This window comes from Niveispirillum sp. (assembly GCF_017996735.1).
Classification (GTDB): domain Bacteria; phylum Pseudomonadota; class Alphaproteobacteria; order Azospirillales; family Azospirillaceae; genus Niveispirillum.
In genome coordinates this window covers 14,288-32,853 of record NZ_JAGOGJ010000022.1, presented here as the reverse complement: position 1 = coordinate 32,853, position 18,566 = coordinate 14,288, and the positions used below count along the sequence as shown (strand labels likewise).

Genomic DNA, 18,566 nt, shown 5'->3' with positions numbered 1-18,566 from the left:
CTCAGAATTGCTGCTGGCGGCGGCGGGCCGCGACCTGACGGGCGGCGCTGCGTTGCTGGATCGAGCGGTCCTTGATCCTGTCCCTGGTGTCGGCTGCCGGAACCGGTGCCGCCGCCTCGCCCAGCCACCGGGCAAGGGAGGCGATGGTGGGATGCCGGAAGAAGGCCATTACCAGCGCATCGCGGTCCATCAGATGGTCCAGGCGGGTGCAGACCTGCAAAAGCAGGAAGGAGTCGCCGCCAAGGTCGAAGAAATTATCGTGCACCCCGACCGTCTCGACCCCCAGCACCTCCTGCCAGAGGGCGGCCAGTTCCTTTTCAAGTCCGGTGCGGGCGGGCAGTTGCACCACGGGGGCCAATGCCCGGACCGGTGCCGGCAATCGGGCGCGGTCGATCTTGCCATTGGCAGTCAGGGGCATCTGGTCGACCAGGGTCAGCGTGGCCGGGACCATGTGCGCCGGCAGCCGTTCCCGCAGCGCCCGGCGCAGCCGGTCCAGGGTATCTGTCTGCGGTGCCGATGCCGCCGGGCGGATATAGGCGGCCAGTTGCGGATGGCCCGGCTGGTCTTCGCGCAGCATGACCACCGCCTCGGCCACGCCGTCCAGGCCGGCCAGCACGGCTTCGACCTCGCCCAGTTCGATGCGGAAACCATGCAGCTTGATCTGCCGGTCCATCCGGCCCAGGAAGGTCAGGCTGCCGTCGGACAGGTATCGCGCCCGGTCCCCCGTGCGGTAGAGCCGTCCGCCCGGCCCGGACCCGGTTTCCCCGGCCAGAGGGTCGGGCACGAAGGCGCCGGCCGTCAGGTCCCCCCGTCCCAGATATCCACGGGCCAGACCCGCCCCGCCAATATAAAGCTCGCCCGCCACGCCGGGCGGGACCGGCCGGAAATCCCCATCCAGCACATGCAGGCGCGTGCCCGCGATGGGCCGGCCGATCGGCATGATGCCGTCACCGGGGGATGTGGCCGCTTGGGTGCAGCAGCCCACCACGGTTTCCGTCGGGCCATATTCATTGACGACGCGCACATTGCCATGGCGCAGCCACGGATTGACCGTGGGGGCCGTCAACGCCTCCCCCCCCAGAACCAGATTGTGGGTCAGGTCGGCCGGCGGCTCTCCGCCGACCATGCCGTTGAGCAGTTCCAGATGCGCGGGCGTCAGTTTTACGAAATTGAAGCGGCGGGGGGAACGGCGCAGCGAGGCCAGAGCCTCCATCTCGCTTTCGCCTTCCAGCATCACCACGGGAACGCCGGCCAGCAGCGGGACGAACAGGCTGGTCAGCGTGGCGTCGAAACCGATGGAACCCAGAACGGGCGCGCCGTCGCCCTTCTGTCCCGTATAATCGCCCACCGCCCATTGCAGATAATTGACCATGCCCTGATGCGTGATCATCACGCCCTTGGGCCGGCCCGTGGAACCCGACGTATAGATGACATAGGCCAGATGTGCCGGCAGCGTCACGGGGGCCGGGGCGGTCGCGGGTTCGCGCGCGAGGTCCGGTTCGTCGGCATCCAGACGGCAGACCGGACAGGCCGGGGCCGGCAGGCCGGTCAACAGCCCCTCCCGGGTCAGCAGCACCGCAATGCGGGCATCCTGCATCATCAGGGCCAGGCGTGCCGGCGGATAGGCGGGGTCCAGCGGCACAAAGGCACCACCCGCCTTCAACACCGCCAGCATGGCCAGTGTCAGCGATGCGGACCGTTCCAGGCAGACGCCCACCCGCGCGTCGGGACCGACGCCCAGTGCCCGCAGCCGGTGGGCAAGCCTGTTCGCACGGCGGTCCAGCGCGGCATAGGTCAGGCAGACATCGCCGGCCGATGTCTCTTCCACCAGCGCCACACGGTCCCGATGGCGGGCCACCGCAGCGTCCCACAGGGTGGGGAAGCATACCGGCGGCGCGGCGGGCGGCGCGTCGTTCCAGTCGTGCAGCAATTCCCGCCGTGAGGCGGCGTCCAGCAGGGGAAGCGCGTCCAGCACCTGGCCGGGATCGGCGGTGATGGCGTCCAGCACCGTTTCATACTGGCCGATCAACCGCCGGATGGTGATGTCGTCGAACAGGCCCGTGTCATAGTCGCAGGCAATGGCGGCGCCATCGTCCCGCAGATAGATGGTCAGGGTCAGGTCGATACCGGTAAAGGCGATGGGCAGGCGCTGGAACTCCACCGCCAGATCGGCCACCGATACACGCCCCGCATCCCGTTCCAGGTTGAAGACCACGTCCAGCAGCGGCGCGCGGCTGCTGTCGCGCTTGTGGCCCAGCCGGTCGACCAGACGGGCGAACGGATAATCCTGATGGTCGAACGCATCCAGCAGCGTGGCGCGGGTGGTGTCCAGATGAGCGCTGAACGGGGTTCCCGGTCCGCTGCGGCTGAGGATGGGCAGCAGATGGACGCAATAGCCCACCAGCGCCTCTCCCCCCGGCAGGCCGCGCCCCGCATAGGGGCAGCCGATCACCAGTTCATCCTGGCCGCTGAGCCGGTGCAGCAGTGCCGACCATGCCGCCAGCATCACCATATAGACGGTGCAGCCCCGTGCCCGGCTGAGCCGCCTCACCGCCTCCACCCGCCCGACCGGCATGTCGGTCCAGTAGCGGGCGCCCGCATAGGTCTTCACCGGGGGGCGGGCACGGTCGGTAGGCAGTTCCAGGGGAGGGAGGGCCTGCGCGAACCTTTCCTGCCAGTAGGCCTCGTGACGGCGCATGGCCTCCGACCGCTCCTGCTCCCGCTGCCAGCGCAAGAAGTCACGATATTGCACGGGCGGCGGCAGCGCTGCGGATGTGCCGGTCCGTATCGCGGCATAGCAGGCCAGCACCTCGTTCAGGACGACGCCCATGGCCGGCCCGTCATTGCAGAGATGATGGGCGTGCAGCATCAGCACATGGTTCTGTGGCCCCAATCTGTAGAGGATGGGCACGAACAGCGGCCCGTTGACCAGATCGAACCGGTCCCGTGCCAATGCCGCCAGCCGATCGCGCAGGCCGGCCTGCGGGTCGGCCATGTCGCAAAGATCGACCAGCGTCAGATCGGCCAGCGCCGAGGGATGGATGATCTGCTGGTCGCCTGTTTCGTCGAAGGTTGTGCGCAGGGCCTCGTGCCGGTCGGTCACCTGTTCCAGGGACCGCCGCAGGGCTGCCACGTCCAGGGGACCCTCCAGCGACACGGCGGCCGGGTCATTATAGGCGCGGGAGCCATCGGCGCTGAGTTGCGCCAGCACCCAAAGCTGCCTCTGTGCCTCGCCCATCGGTGCGACGGCAGGTCCATTCGGGCCGGGCGTCAGGCCCTGCGCGGCGGCGGATGCGTCCGGTGCGGACAGCGGCACGGCGCGGCCACCCGGCGGCGACCCGTCCGGCCCGCCGGTCGGGCGTTCGGGCAGGAAACCGCCCTGGCGCATGTCGGCGACGCTGTCCTTGATGGCCTGGATGAACCGGGCCACATCCTCGTCGGTATGGGCGGTGGAAAGGAAGCAGTTGCGCCATTCCCAGATGTAAATGCCGCGCAGCAGCAGGTGATAGTAGAGGATGTCCAGGTTGCCCTGGAAGACCAGCCGGAACATGGAGGAGAACCATGTCACCCGCAGGGGCAGCGCCTCCTGTTTGAACCAGTCGTTCAGAGTCCTGGCCAGTGCTTCCGTCCGACGGTTCAACCCTTCCTGGAGGGCCGGGCCTTCCGCCTTCAGATAGCGCAGCGTGGCCAGGGTCGTGGCCATGGTGAACGGGTGCTGACAGAAGGTGCCGCCGAAATAGGTTCGGGGCGCCGCCGGGAACGAGGCATCACCATAGGACCAGTAGCCGCCATCGATCCCGTCCAGGAAACGCCGCCGGCCCGCCACGACGCCGACCGGCAGGCCGCCGCCCACAATCTTGCCATAGGTGGCGATGTCGGCCTGAATACCGAAATGGGCCTGCGCGCCGCCCTGATGCACGCGGAAGCCGGTGATCATCTCGTCAAAGATCAGGGCGCTGCCGCTTTCCTCCGTCAATGCCCGCACCTGGCGCAGGAAATCGACGGGCTGGAAGTCGGGCCGGCGGCTCTGCACCGGCTCCACCAGGATGGCGGCCAGTTCATGGGCGTGACGGCGCAGGATCTCCAGGCTTTCATCGGTACCATATTCCAGCACCAGCACATCCTGGGCCGCGTTGGGCGGCACCCCCGGCGCCATCGGTTCCGACCGCAGCACACCGCCGGTCTGGATGGTCCGGGCCAGCGTGCCGTCGGAATGCCCGTGGTAGGAGCCTTCGAACATGGCGATCTTGGCCCGTCCGGTGGCCGCCCGCGCCAGGCGCAGCGCTGTCATGACCGCTTCCGTACCGGAATTGGTGAAGGCCGCCCGCTCATGCCCCGTCAGTTCCAGGAACAGCGACGTCACCTCCTGCATCAGGTCGGAGCGCGGCCCCAGTTGGAAGCCGCGCGCCACCTCTGCCTCGATCACGCCGTTCAGGAAGGGGGGGCGATTGCCGAACAGCAGGACCCCGAACCCCATGGTCAGATCGATATAAAGGTTGCCGTCCACGTCGCGCAGATGCGAGCCCAGCGCTTCTGCCCCGGTGATGGGATACAGGATCTCCTTGGTGGAGAAGCGGAAGCCGACGCTGGCCCGGCTGTCGGCCAGTCCGGCGCGGCAGGCCTGCGCCAGCGCCTTGGACCGGGGGGTGCGCTGCTGGTACCGCTCGACCAGGGCGGCCAGATGCTGCTCCTGCCGCGGGTTCTTCCCCGTCGGTTCCAGCGACACGGGGTTGGCCAGCGCCCGCAGGGGGGAGGACCGGTCTTCGACCTTCGGTGCCGGCGCTGCCGCTGCGGCCGGTGCCGCCGGCTTTGGCATGACCGCCAACGGTTGGGGGGCGGGCGGCAGGGCGGCGGGGGCGGCGGCACCCTGCAACAGGGCCAGATGCTGGCTCATCAATTGAGTCTGGGCCAGGATGAGCTGTTCCAGCACGCTTGCGCCCGCGGCGGGCAGGCTGTTGGTCGCCGGCATCGCCATCGCCGCCGCCTGGATGGCGGGCGCCGGGGCGGGGGGCACCGGGGCGGCCGTTGCGGGTGCCGGGGGCAGACCGAAGGTGGAGCGGTCGACCAGATGGTCGGCCAACTGGGCGATGGTCGTCACTTCCTCAAAGAACTGGCGCATCTGCAGCTTGACGCCGAAATTCTCGTCGATCAGCCGCGTCGCCTCGACCAGCACCAGACTGTCGGCCCCCATCTCCAGAAACGACACATGGATGTCGATATCGGCGGGGGGAACACGCATCATCCGGGCAATCACCGACAGAAGCCGTTCCATGACCGCTTCATGCTGGATCGCGCGGGTGTCCCGTGCGGGGGCCGGGGCTGCTGCCTGTATGCTGTCCATGGTCGGTGATCCTGTGCGGGCGCGCGGCTCGGCAAACCAATAGGGTTTGCGCTGGAAGGCATAGGTGGGAACGGGGACGCGGTTGCGCGCAAATGGCGCGTCGAAGCCGGTCCAGTCGATATCCGCGCCGCAGGCATACGCTTCGGCCAGACTGCCGGCGATACCGGACCAGTTGCCGCCGGGCGGCAGAGATGGCAGCCAGGTCGCGGCCGGCTTGCGGCGGCGGCCAAGCTGGGTCAGGACCGACCCGGCCCCGATCTCGATAAAGGATGTGTAGCCCTGGTCCAGCAGGGCGGTCAGTCCCTGGTCGAACAGGACCGTCTCCCGGCAATGGCGGCGCCAGTAGCGCGCATCCATCACCGCCCCGTCGGGCACCAGCCGCCCCGTCAGGTTCAGGGCGACCGGCAATCGGGCCGGCTGGACCGGGAGGGCGGCCGCGAACCGTTCCAGCCCCTCCAGCACCGGGTCCATGACGGGCGAATGGAAGGCGTGGGTCACCGCCAGGGGCGTGGCCGAAATCCCCTTCGCGGTCAGCCGTTCCAGGGCCGTGGCCAGGGCGTCGGCATGGCCGGAAATCACGACATTGTCGGGGGCATTCTCCACAGCGATGGATACGGCGTCCGTCAGTCCGTCCAGGGCGTCGCGCACCACATCCGGTGTCGCGAAGATCGCGGCCATGCCGCCGGACGCCGGCAGCCCATCCATCAGGCGGCCGCGCTCAGCCACCAGCCGCAACCCGTCCTCCAGGCTGAACACGCCCGCGATGCTGGCCGCGCAATATTCACCCAGGCTGTGGCCCAGCACGGCGGCCGGCTCCACACCCCAGGAGCGCCAGAGGGCCGCCAGCGCATATTGCAGGGCGAACAGCGCCGGCTGTGCATAGATAGCGCGTTCCAGCAATCGACCATCCGCCGGATCGTCGGGATAGAGGGCCGACAGCAGCGGCCGTTCCAGCAGGGGGGCCAGGATCCCGGCACAATGTTCCAGACTGGCCCGGAAGGTGGGATGGCTGTCGAACAGGTCCCGTCCCGCGCCCGCGCGCAGGGCGCCCTGTCCGCTGAACAGGAACACCGGCCGGAACGGTGTGGCGGCCGGATCGCGGCCTGCCGACAGGCCCGGCGTCGGCCGCCCGTCCCGCAGGGCGGCAAGCTGTACCGCCGCTTCCGCCCAGGTGGCGGCGCGCAGGGCGGCGCGGTGTGGGAAGCCCGTGCGGCCTGTATTGGCGCTGTGGCAGGCATCGGCAAAGGCCGGCGGGGATGCCTGCTGTGACACCCCCTCGTACTGCGCCGCCAGGTCGGCCAGCGCTGCTTTCGTCCGTGCCGACAGGGTCAGGATATGGACGGGGCGGTCGCTGACCGGATCGGTGGCCGGCGCCGTTGCCGGCGCCTCTTCGATGATCAGATGGGCGTTGCTGCCGGTGGCGCCAAAGGAGCTGAGGCCCGCCCGGCGAGGGCGGTCACCGCGCGGCCAGGGGGTTGTTTCGCGTACCGGCATCACATTCAGAGCCGGCCAGTCCAGTCCCGGATTGGGCTGCCGGACATGCAGGGTGGGGGGCAGCAATCCGTGGCGCAGCGCCTGGACCAGCTTGATCAGACCCGCGACGCCGGCGGCCGATTCAAGATGGCCGATATTGGACTTCACCGACCCGACCAGCAGCGGCCGCGTGCGTCCGGGCGCCTGCCCCAGGGCGGTGCCCAGCGCCTGCACCTCGATCACGTCGCCCAGGGACGTGCCGGTGCCGTGGGCTTCGACATAGTCGATCCCGGATGCATCCAGCCCGGCCTTGCCCAGGGCGTGGCGGATCAACCGTTGCTGGGCGATGCCGTTGGGCACCGTGAAACCGCTGCTGGCCCCGTCCTGGTTGATCGCCGACCCACGGATCAGAGCAAGCACCCGGTCGCCGGCCGCGACCGCATCGCGATACCGTTTCAGCACCACTAGACCACATCCCTCGCCACGGACGTAACCGTCGGCGGAGGCATCGAAGGTCTTGCACCGTCCATCGGGCGACAGCATGCCGGCCGCCGCCAGGGTGATGTGCAGCTTCGGCGTGAGGATCAGGTTGACGCCGCCAGCCAGCGCCTGATCGCATTCGCCGGCGCGCAGGCTGGCACAGGCCAGATGGATGGCCGACAGGGAGGAGGAACAGGCCGTATCCACCGCCATGCAGGGACCTTGCAGGCCCAGCACATAGGAAAGGCGGCCGGCACAGCCGTTCAGCGGCGTGCCGGTGTTGAAATAGGGGGCGCTGTGGTTGTTCTCCCCTTGTTCAACCTGCAGCATGCCGTAATCGGCGGCGGTCACGCCGACAAAGACCCCGGTGGCCGATCCGGCCAGCCGCTCCGGCACCATGCCGGCATTCTCCAACGTCTCCCACGCCACTTCCAGCAGCAGCCGCTGCTGCGGGTCCATGGCCTCCGCCTCCCGCGCGGAGATGCCGAAGAAGGCCGCGTCGAACCCGTCGATCCGGCCCAGGAAACCGCCATGGCGCGCATATGTCTTGCCGGGCGTTCCCGGCACGGGGTCGTAATGCGCGTCCCGGTCCCAGCGGTCGGGCGGGATTTCCGTGATCATGTCGCGACCGTCGCGCAGCAGGTCCCAGAACCCGTCCGGATCATCCGCGCCGGGCATGCGGCAACCCATGCCGACAATGGCGATCGGTTCGGTACCGGCCTGTTCCAGGTGGCTGATGCGTTCGCGCAACTGCCGGATGGCCAGCAGCGCCTTGTGCAACGGCGACATGTCGGTCGGCGGCGCGGTTGTCATGGTGCCCATCCTTCACGGCTGAGCGCCGCCAGTTCGTCATCGATCAGGGCGGCGATTTCGCTGTCGGAGAAGTGCTGGATATCGGCGACGGCAGGGGCTGCCGGTGGGGTCGGCGCGGGAGGGGGCGGTGCCTCGACGGCGGGGGAGACCACACCCAGGATGAAGGTCGCCAAGGCCGCGACATTGGGATGATCGAAGGCTGCCGATGCCGGCAGGGCGCAGCCTAGTTGGCTGTCGATCCGCCGTGTCAGTTCGGCGGCGGTCAGGGAGTCCAGCCCCATGTCGAAGAAGCCCTGGCGGGGATCGACCCTGGTATCCGCATCGAACCGCAGGACGGCGCGGATCTGGTCCTGCAGGAATTCCGTCAGGGCATCCAGGCGTGCGGCCGCGGGCAGGGCCAGCAGGCGGGTGCGTTCGGCCGCCCTGGCATCCGTCCGCGTCCCCTCCGGCCCGGCGGCCACTTCATCCAGCAGCGGTATCCGGGCGCGGGCGCCGAACACCTGCTTCACACGGGGCCAGTCGGCATCGACAATGATCGTCCCTGCGGTCTCGGCCCCCAGCAGCCGGCCGAATAGGTCCACGGCGCGCGCCGGTGCCAGGGGCCTGAAGCCGCTGTCCCCGATCAGGCGGCTGGCCTCGCCGGTGGCAAGGCCGCCGCCATCCCAGGGGCCCCAGCCGATGGCGGTGGTGGGCAGTCCCTGACCCCGCCGCCAAGAGGCCAAGGCGCCCAGAAACGCGTTCGCTGCCGAATATACCGACTGCCGGCCCGTGCCCAGCACAGCGGCGATGGACGAGAAATAGAGGGTGAAGTCGAGCGGCATGTCCGCCGTCAGGCGATGCAGCAGCCAGGCCCCTTCCGTCTTGGCGGCCAATCCCGCCTGCAGGTTTGCCGGTGTCAGGTCCAGGACGGCGCCCGGTGTGGCGGCGCCGGCGGCATGGACGATGCCTTTCAGGGTGAAGCCTGCCTCGCCGATGTGTGTCAGCACAACCCGCATCGCCGCCTCGTCGGTGCAATCGCCGGCCAGCGACACTATCCGCGTTCCCTTTGCCTCCAGTTCCGTCCGGATACTGTCGGGCAGGGTGCCCCGGCGGCTCAGCAGCACCAGGGCGCCGGCCCCGTTCGCGGCCAGATGCCGGGCCACATGCAGGCCCAAGGCGCCGGTGCCGCCCGTCACCAGATAGGCGCCGTCGCTGCGGAGCGCTTGCCGGCGAGCAGGCGGTGCGGCCACCGGTTCCAGCCGGGCCACAAGGCGCCGGCCGGCGCGCAGGGCGACGGCATCTTCTGTATCCGCCGCCAGCATTTCCGACACCAGCATGGCCCCGTCGCCGCCCGGCTCCCCATCGATTAACCCGCCCTTCAGCGCGGGATGTTCCAGGAACAGCGACCGGCCGAACCCCCAAAGCAGCGACGGCCAGGGGGAACTGGGGCCTGTTTCCCCGGCATCCGTCGCCCCCGCCGTGACCAGCCACAGCCGGGGCGGCACCGGCAGCCCGGTGCAGGCGCCTGCCAGCCGCGCCACGGTGACCAGCCATGTTTGCGCGGTGGCCAGCCCTTCCCCATCGCTCGCCGCCGGCCACAGGAAGACGACGCCGTCCAGTCCGCCGTCGGCCGCCACCTCCCGCAGCAGGTGCGCGACATCGCTGTCGCCACCGACCGTCCAGGCATCGGCGCCCGTCCGCTGAGCCCGGTCGGCCAGCAGGGCCGTGATGCAGCGTCGTCCGGCGCTGCGCAACGCGTTGGCCAGATCGGCAATGCCCGCGCCACCGACGATCAGCCAGGACCCGCCCTGGCCCGGCACCGGTGCGGTGCGGGGCGTGTCGCGCCAGACAAGCCGGTAACAGATATCCGTGGCGGTGCCAGGGGCGCTTTCCCGGCCTATCAGGCGGGCGATCAGCTTTGGTGCCAGCGCCTGTTCTTCGGGCGTCAGGTCGCCCGTGGCCATCAGGTCCCGCAACAGCGCTTCCGACCGGTCCGCAGCGGCGATGCCGTCATCGAACCAGTAGCGCTGCCGCTGGAACGGATAGGTGGGCAGGGATAGCGGCCGCCCGGCCCGATGGGCGTACAGGGCGGCCCAGTCGATGGCAGCACCGGCCACGTACATCTCACCAAGGGCGCGGGTGAAGCAGGCCGTGTCCGTCCGCCGCAGGCTGGCGATCAGGGTGGCGTCGGGGGCAAGCTGGCCGCGCGCCAGCCCGATCAACACCGGGTCGGGCCCGACCTCCACAAAGATCCGGCAGCCCATGGCCGCCAGCGTGTCGATCCCATCGGCAAAGCGCACCGTGTCGCGGACATGCCGCACCCAATAATCGGGTCCGGCAATCTCATCCCCCGCCACCTTTCTGGAGAGATTGGAAACAAGGGGCAGGGTGGGGGCATGAAAGGTCACCGTCGCCGCAACGGCGGCGAATTCCGCCAGCATCGGCGCCATCAGCGGGGAGTGGAAGGCGTGCGACACCTTCAGTTCCCGCCCCGCGACACCCATCGTGGCGAAGGAGGACAGCACCTGCCGCAGGGCATCGGCATCGCCGGAAATGATTGTCTGTTCCGGCCCGTTCAGGGCGGCGATGGACAGGGCAGGCATCCCGGCCAGGGTGCGGGCCACGCGGTCCGGCGGGGCGGCGATGGCCGCCATCGCACCGCCGGCCGGCAGGGCCTGCATCAGCCGGGCCCGCGCCGCGATCAACCGGATCGCATCGTCCAGGCTGAACACGCCGGCGGCGCAGGCCGCGACATATTCACCGACACTGTGTCCCATTACCGCGTCGGGCCGGATACCGACCGAAAGCCAGAGCTGCAGAAGCGCATATTCCAGGCAGAACAGGGCCGGTTGCGTAAAACCGGTCTGGTCCAGCCGTTCCGGCCCGTCGGAAAGCAGCAGGTCGATCAGGTCCATGCCCGCATGGATACGCAGCAGTTCCGCACACCGGTCAATGGCCGCGCGGAAAACGGGCTGCGTGCGATAGAGCGGGCCGCCCATGCCGGCATATTGGGAACCCTGGCCGGTGAACAGGAAGGCCACCGTCCGTGGCCCCGGCCCGTCGGCTGCGGCGGAGACCAGATCGGGGGAAGGCCGGCCTTGCGTGAACAGGTCCAGCAGCGTCGCGAAACGGTCCGTCGATGCCGCTGTTGCCGCCAGACGACAGGGAAGATGGGCCCGGCCACGGGCGGCGGCGGCGCAAAGCTCCCCCGGCGCCATGTCCGGGTTGGCGCGCAGATGATCGCGATACCGGCCGGCAAGTGCGGCCAACGCCTTGGGCGAGCGTGCGCTGAGCGTCAGCAGCCAGGGGCCGTCCCCCGTGGCCGGCGGTGTGGCGCCATCGGCCGGCGGCGCTTCGGCAATGATGATATGGGCGTTGGTGCCGCTGAAACCGAAGCTGCTGACCCCGGCGATGCGTGGCGTATCGCCCCGCTTCCAGGCGGTTGGTTCCCGCACCACCCGCAGCGGCCGGTCCGCCCAGGCGAAGCGGGAGGTGGGGCGGTCGCAATTAAGATGCGGCGGCAGGCATTCATGAAGAAGCGCCGCCACCACCTTGATGACCCCGGCGATGCCGGCGGCGGCTTCAAGATGGCCCAGGTTGGTCTTCACCGACCCGACATGCAGGGGCCGGTCCGCCGGCCGGTCTGTGCCGAAAACCCGGTCCAGGGCGCCCAGTTCGATGGGATCGCCCAGCGCCGTGCCGGTGCCATGCGCCTCCACATAGGTGACGGCGTCGGGGGTGATGCCGGCATTGGTCAGCGCCTGACGGATCACCTGTTCCTGCGCCGGTCCGCTGGGCACGGTCAGCCCGCCGCTGGGACCGTCCTGGTTGACGGCGGAACCGCGAATGACGGCCAGGATGCGGTCGCCGTCGCGCCGGGCATCGGACAGGCGTTTCAGCACCAGCACACCACAGCCCTCGCCACGGACATAGCCGTCCGCCGACTGGTCGAACGTCTTGCACCGTCCATCCGGCGACAGCATCCGTGCCTTGGAGAAATTGATGCTGAGGCCCGGCTCCAGGATCAGGTTCACCCCGCCCGCCAGCGCCAGCGCACATTCGCCCCGCCGCAGGCTGTCACAGGCCAGATGCAGGGCGACCAGGGAGGAGGAACAGGCGGTATCCAGCACAAGGCTGGGACCGGTCAGACCCAGGCAATAGGACAGGCGCCCGGCAATCATGGCAGGCGAGGTGCCCGTGCCGGCATAGGCGTCGATCCGGTCATGCCGCGACGGGGCGAACAGGCGCTGGCCGAAATCCTGCCCCATGATGCCCATGAAGACGCCGGTGGCGCTGCGATACAGGCTGTCGACGGGGATGGCGGCCCGTTCCAGCGCTTCCCAGGCAACCTCCAGCAGCATCCGTTGCTGCGGGTCCATCGACGCCGCCTCACGCGGGGAGATACCGAAGAATTGCGGGTCGAAACCGTCGATCCCGTCCAGGAAGCCGCCGCGCCGCTGCACCATCCGGCCCGGCGCATCGGGGTCGGGATCGTGATAGGCGTCGATATCCCAGCGGTCGGCCGGTACCTCCCGCACGGCGTCCCGGCCCGCGCGCAGCAGGTCCCAGAAACGCTCCGGATCATCGCTGCCGCCGGGGAAGCGGCAGCCCATGCCGATGATGGCAACGGGTTCCCGCCGCCAGGCCTCGGCCGCGCGCAGCTTGGCCTGCAACTCATCGATCCGCAGCAGTGCCTGGCGGATCAGGTCCCGGCTGTCCTTGGGCTTGTCGGTCATCGCGTCGCCCCCTATTCCGTTCCCAGGGCGAGCCGCTCGGCCAGCAGGGCCTCCAGCTCCGACATCGACAGGTCGTCCAGGTCCCCGGCATCGGCGACCGGCTGCGCCGCTGCGGGGGGAGCAGCCGGCGGGGAAGCAGGCTCCAGGCCGGGCACGGTGGCGGCAAGATGGTCGGTCAATGCTTCCAGCGTCGGATAGTCGAACAGCAGGGTCGTCGCCAGGGCAAAGCCTAGCGCGCCCGACAGCCGGCCGCGCAGTTCAACGGCCATCAGGGAGTCCATGCCCAGTTCGAACAAGGGCTGCCGGGGGGAGATGAATGTGCCGGCCGGCGCCCCCATCACCCGGATGATCTCTTCCCGGACCAGGCCGGTCAGCGTGGGCCGCCGCGATGCGGGCGGCACGTCGCGCAGCCGCGCCATCCAATCCGCCTTGGCCGGCCTTTCCTGGGATTTGGGCAGCAATGTCTCGAACAGGGGTCGGTACCGGGTGCCGGGCATGTGCCGCAGAAAGGCGGACCAGTCCACCTGCATGATCCCGATGGGGGACACGGCGCCGGCCATGGCGCGTTCCAGCGCATCCAGCGCGTCTTCGGGCGGCAGGGCGGTCAGTCCCTGGCGCGACAGCCGCTGGCCCTGCCGTTCCTCCAGCCGTGCGGCCATGCCGGCCTCTGCCCATGGTCCCCAATTGATGCTCAGGCCCGTCAGCCCGCCAGCCCGGCGCATCTGCATCAGTGCATCGACGAAGCCGTTGGCGGCCGCATAGGCCCCCTGGGCCGGGGAACCGGTCATCGACACCATGGAGGAATAGCCGACGAAAAAATCCAGCGGCAGATGCCGGGTCTGTTCATGCAGGTGGTAAAGGCCGACGGTCTTGGCCGCCAGGGCACGCGACAGGCGCTGCCCGTCAAGCTGCAGCAGAACGCCATCATCCAGGATGCCGGCGGCATGGATGATCCCGGCCAGCGGGCGTTCGGCGGTCGCGGTGGCCAGTGCCGCCGCCACATCCGTCACCACCGCCAGATCGGCGCGGCAGATCCGGACCGTGGCCCCCTCCTGCCGCAATGCCGTCAGGAAGGCCTCCGCCTCCGGCCCGGCGCCGCTGCGTCCCGTCAGGGTCAGGTCACGCGCGCCGCGGGCAACCAGCCGCCGTGCGGTAAGGCGGCCCAGTCCGCCCAGCCCGCCGACGATCAGGTATGACTTGTCCGCCCGCAGCCGGACCGGTTCCGGCGGGGCCGGCGGTGGGACACGGACCAGCCGCGCCACATGCCGGCGACCCTGGCGCAGGGCCACCCGCTCCTCATCGTCCGTGCCGGTCAACGCCCGGGCCAGCGCCCCGGTGGATGGCGCATCGGCCCCCGGGTCCAGATCGACCAGCCGCACGCGCAATTCCGGATGTTCCAATGCGGCGGTAAGCGCCAGCCCACACAAGGGGGCCTGGGCGGGTTCCACCGGCTGGTCCGCAGACACGGCCCCGGCCCCCCTTGTCACGACGGTGATCGTGGGGGAGATGGTGTCGTTGCGGCGTGCGATGGCGCCCAGCAGATGCAGGAACGGGAGTGTGGCCCCGGCGATGGTATCGGCAAGGGACGCGGCACCGTCCGACCGGGCATCCAGACCCCAGAGATAGGCCACATGGAAAGGCTGGCCCCGTTGTGCCAATGCCGTTTCCAGCAGCAACGCCATATCGTCGGCCCGCTGCGGATCGATCTGGTACTGGTCCGCAGCCATTGCCGAAAAGGCCATGCCCGGCGTCACGCGGACGGTGCGGCGCCCGCCGGCCGCCAGATGCCGGGCCAGGGCGTCGCCTTCACCGGCCGCATCGGCGAAGATCAACCATGGGGCCTGGTCCGGGTCGGCTGCGACCGGCAGCTCCGATGGCAGCCATTGCAACTGATGGAACCATGATTGCGCAGGATCGGCGGCGGGACGGCGCATCAGCGCTTCCATCGTCGTCTGCCGGCCTTCCAGCCCCAGACATTCCGCCACCAGATTCCCCGCCTGATCCCACAGCCACAGGTCACCGATCATGCGCCCTTCCGCCGGGCGCCGTCGTGCATGGGCCAGCAGCGGACCATCGCCCGGCGGCCGGAACAGGGTGAACCGGTCCATGGCGAAGGGCACCAGGGGTTTGTCCCCCTCGATCCCGACCATGGCGGCCAGCAGGCTGATCCAGGAATCCACCAGTCCCGGATGCATCCGGTGGTCCTGTGTGGTCAGTGGCCGGTCCAGGGGCGGCGGACGCAGATGGCCGACCGACTGATGCGGGTCCAGCCGCATGCTCTCCAGCCAGACATAGCTGGGGCCCAGATCGATATGCCGGTGCCGATGCGCCTGCCTGACCTGTTCGCCCGACAGTCTGGTGTCGAGCCGCCCCTGCATATCCAGCACCCCGGTTGGCGACAGGGGAGGGGTGGCATCGACCGCGCCCGACCGCAACGTGCCGGACAGGTGCAGGATCTGGCTGTCCGGGTCCTGCGTCGCGTCCAGACTGATCAGGCGGAAGGCGATTTCGGGACTGGACGCGGGCGTGAAGGCCAGATGAACCAACCGATAGCCATCATCGGGGATCACCAATGCCTGCCGCATCAGCAGGTCGGACAGGCTGACGGGCAGGTCGCCGAATGCCTGGGCTGCCGCCTGCAGCACCATGGAGACAAGGCTGGCGCCGGACACCACCACCGTCCCGAAAATCCGGTGTTCGGCCAGCAGCGGGATAAGATCCACGCCGAACCGCGTTTCGAACAGCACCGTGTCCAGCAAGGGGGAGCGCACCATCCGGTCCAGCAGCGGTGCGATCCGGGCCGGTTCTGGCGCGGCCTTTGCCGGGGGGGCATCGATCCAGTGGCGGCTGCGCTGGAACGGATAATGCGGCAGGTCGATCCAGCGATGGTCGCGGCCCGCATGGAAAGCGGCCCAGTCCACCGTGGCACCGGCGGCGTAAAGGGCACCCAGCGACCGCTGGATGACCTGTGCATCCGGGGCGCCCCGCTTCAGGCTGGGCAGCCATCCGGCCTGGCCGGCGACACATTGCCGTCCCATGGTCAGCAAAGTGGCCTGCGGTCCCAGTTCAAGGAACTGCCGTGCGCCTGCCCGCGCCAGCGCCGCCATGCCGGCGGCAAAAGCCACGGGGCGACGGATATGGTCGATCCAGTAGCGGGGAGTGGCGATTGCCGGTCCCGCGATCTCCCCCGTCAGGTTCGACACGACCGGTATCCGTGGGGGGTACAGGGTGATCCGGCTCAGCGTCTGTTCGAATGCCGCCAGCATCGGTTCCATCAGGGCGGAATGGAAGGCGTGCGAGACCGCCAGATGCGCCACCCGTACCCCTTGCGCTTCCATGGCGTCCGCCACCCGTTCCACCGCCGCCGCATCACCGGAGATCACGGTATGGTCGGGCCCGTTGATCGCGGCGATGTCGAGGGGGCCGGCATCGGCAGCCACGGCCAGAGCCACCCGGTCCGGCGCGGCGAACAGGGCCGCCATTGCCCCGCCCGGCGGCAGCGCCTGCATCAGCCGCCCCCGCTCCGCGATCAGGGTCAACCCGTCCTCCAGACTGAAAACCCCCGCGATACAAGCGGCCACATACTCGCCGACGCTGTGCCCGATCACGAATTGCGGGTGAATACCCCATGAGGCCCAGAGCCGCGACAAGGCATATTCCAGAACGAACAGCGCCGGCTGTGCCAGCGCGGTCTGCGCCAGGGCCTCGGTCGTGTCCGTGAACATCCGTTCTGCCAGGGAGAAGCCCAGTCGCGGCCGCAGCAGCGCGTCGCACCCGTCCACCGCCTCCCGGAACACGGGCCATCTCTGGTAAAGCCCCTGTCCCATGCCGGGATATTGCGATCCCTGGCCGGTGAACAGGAAGGCTGTCTTGCGATTGTCGGCGCTGTCGGCCATCACCCCGATATCGGGCTGTCCCGCCAGATAGGCATCCAGCCGGTCGCGCATCTCCTCCGCGCCCGTCCCCTCCACGGCCAGCCGGCAGTGCAGATGGCGGCGACCGATCGCGGCCGAGTGGCAGATATCGGCCACAATCCCCGGTTTGGCATCCGACAATAGTGACCGGTAACGGACGGCGAGATCGCGCAGCCCCGCCTGATCATGGGCCGACAGGCAGAGAAGATGGGAACCGGTCACGGGCTCCCCGCCGCGCGGGGCGGTGGGCGGCGCCTCCCCCAGTATCACATGGGCATTCGTTCCGCTGAACCCGAAGGAACTGAGCCCGGCCCGGCGCGGCCGTTCCGACCGTTTCCAGGGCATGCTCCGGTCATTCACGCGCAGGGACAGGGCCGTCCAGTCGACATGCGGATTGGGCGTGCGGAAATGCAGGGAGGCGGGCAATTGTTCATGCCGCAGCGCCAGGATCAGCTTGATCAGCCCGGCCATGCCGGCCGCGGCTTCCAGATGACCGATATTGCTTTTCACCGATCCGATGGACAGCGGCTGCCAACGGCCCGGCCCGAACACGGAGCCCAGGGCCTCCGCCTCGATCGGATCACCCAGCAGGGTGCCGGTGCCGTGCGCTTCCACATAGTCGATGTCGGCGGCGTCCAGGCCGGCATCGCCCAACGCCTCGCGCAGGACGGCCTTCTGCGCTTCGCCATTGGGGGCGGCCAGCCCGTTGGTGCGGCCATCCTGATTGACGGCGGTCCCCTTGATTTCGGCCAGGATGCGGTTGCCATCCCGGACCGCGTCGGCCATGCGCTTCAGGATGACAAAGCCGGCACCTTCGCTGCGTACATAGCCGTCGGCGGTGGCATCGAACGCCTTGCACCGTCCTTCGGGGGAGATGGCGCGCAGCTTGGAAAAGCAGATATGCCCCTCCGGCGACAGGATCAGGTTCACCCCGCCCACCATCGCCATGTCCGTCTCCCCCGACCGCAGTCCGCGACAGGCGAGATGCAGGGCGACCAGGGCCGAGGAACAGGCCGTGTCGATTGCCAGCGACGGCCCGTGCAGCCCCAGCAGATAGGATAACCGCCCCGCCGCCGTGCTGCCGGTACTGCCCGTGATGGAATAGGCGTCGATCAGGTCCGGCTGGCCGGAATGTCGATGGGCCCGGACATAATCGTCACCCGCCATGCCGATATAGACGCCCGTGCGGCTGTGCTTCAGCGTGGACGGGTCCAGGAAGGCATCTTCCAGTGCCTCCCACCCGGTTTCCAGCAGCAGCCTGTGCTGCGGATCCATGGCCCGCGCCTCACGCGGGGTGATGCCGAAGAACGGGGCATCGAAATCGCCGACAGGGACATTCAGAAACCCGCCCCGCGCCGTGTACATCTTGCCCGGCGCATCGGGATCGGCGGACAGATAGTCGGCGGCGGGCCAGCGGCTTTCCGGCACGTCGGTGATGGCGTCGACACCCTCTTGCAGATGCCGCCAGAAATCCGCCGGATCATTGGCACCGCCCGGAAAGCGGCAGGACATGCCGATGATGGCGATGGTTTCTTTCTTCCGCAGGGCGGCATTCTCTTCCATCAACTGACGGATGGCGTCCTTTGCCTTCAGCAGGGCCTGCCGGTAGGCCTCCTCTCGATCAGGTTGCGCCATGTCCGCCATTCCCGCTGCGATCCGTCTCAGCTCTGCTGAATGTCAAGATGTCCGCGCCCGGTCATTGCCGGCAGGTCGATGTCGGCGGAACAGCGCACCTTGACAAAGTCCAGGGTCAGGGTGCCGGCCAGCCGGATGGTGCCGGTGCCGGCGACAAGGTCGGCGCGGGACAGGTCGCAATCGGCCCGGTCCAGC

Annotated in this window: 3 protein-coding genes; all 3 read right to left on the bottom strand. The window is 69.1% G+C overall.

The genetic code is table 11. From position 1 onward, the window contains the following. Window position 1: 1 nt before the first annotated feature. Genes KBA48_RS09785 through KBA48_RS09775 form a run of 3 tightly spaced genes read right to left on the bottom strand, consistent with a single transcriptional unit; the run spans window position 2 to window position 18,371 of the window. Complete coding sequence (locus KBA48_RS09785) at window positions 2-8,107, bottom strand: non-ribosomal peptide synthetase/type I polyketide synthase (protein ID WP_292905691.1); 8,106 nt, start codon at window positions 8,105-8,107, stop codon at window positions 2-4. Further along, window positions 8,104-12,822, bottom strand: coding sequence for a type I polyketide synthase (locus tag KBA48_RS09780; protein ID WP_292905689.1), 4,719 nt, complete (start codon window positions 12,820-12,822; stop codon window positions 8,104-8,106). Before KBA48_RS09780 ends, KBA48_RS09785 begins: the two co-directional genes overlap by 4 nt. 11 nt (window positions 12,823-12,833) lie before the next feature. Next, window positions 12,834-18,371 carry a type I polyketide synthase gene (locus KBA48_RS09775; RefSeq protein WP_292905687.1) on the bottom strand — a complete coding sequence of 1,846 codons (5,538 nt, stop codon included), beginning with the start codon at window positions 18,369-18,371 and terminating at the stop codon, window positions 12,834-12,836. Window positions 18,372-18,566 lie beyond the last annotated feature (195 nt).

Coding starts and splice junctions, on each gene's coding strand:
- KBA48_RS09780 (WP_292905689.1), bottom strand. CDS start 12,822: ATGACCGACAAGCCCAAGGACAGCCGGGACCTGATCCGCCAGGCACTG.
- KBA48_RS09785 (WP_292905691.1), bottom strand. CDS start 8,107: ATGACAACCGCGCCGCCGACCGACATGTCGCCGTTGCACAAGGCGCTG.
- KBA48_RS09775 (WP_292905687.1), bottom strand. CDS start 18,371: ATGGCGCAACCTGATCGAGAGGAGGCCTACCGGCAGGCCCTGCTGAAG.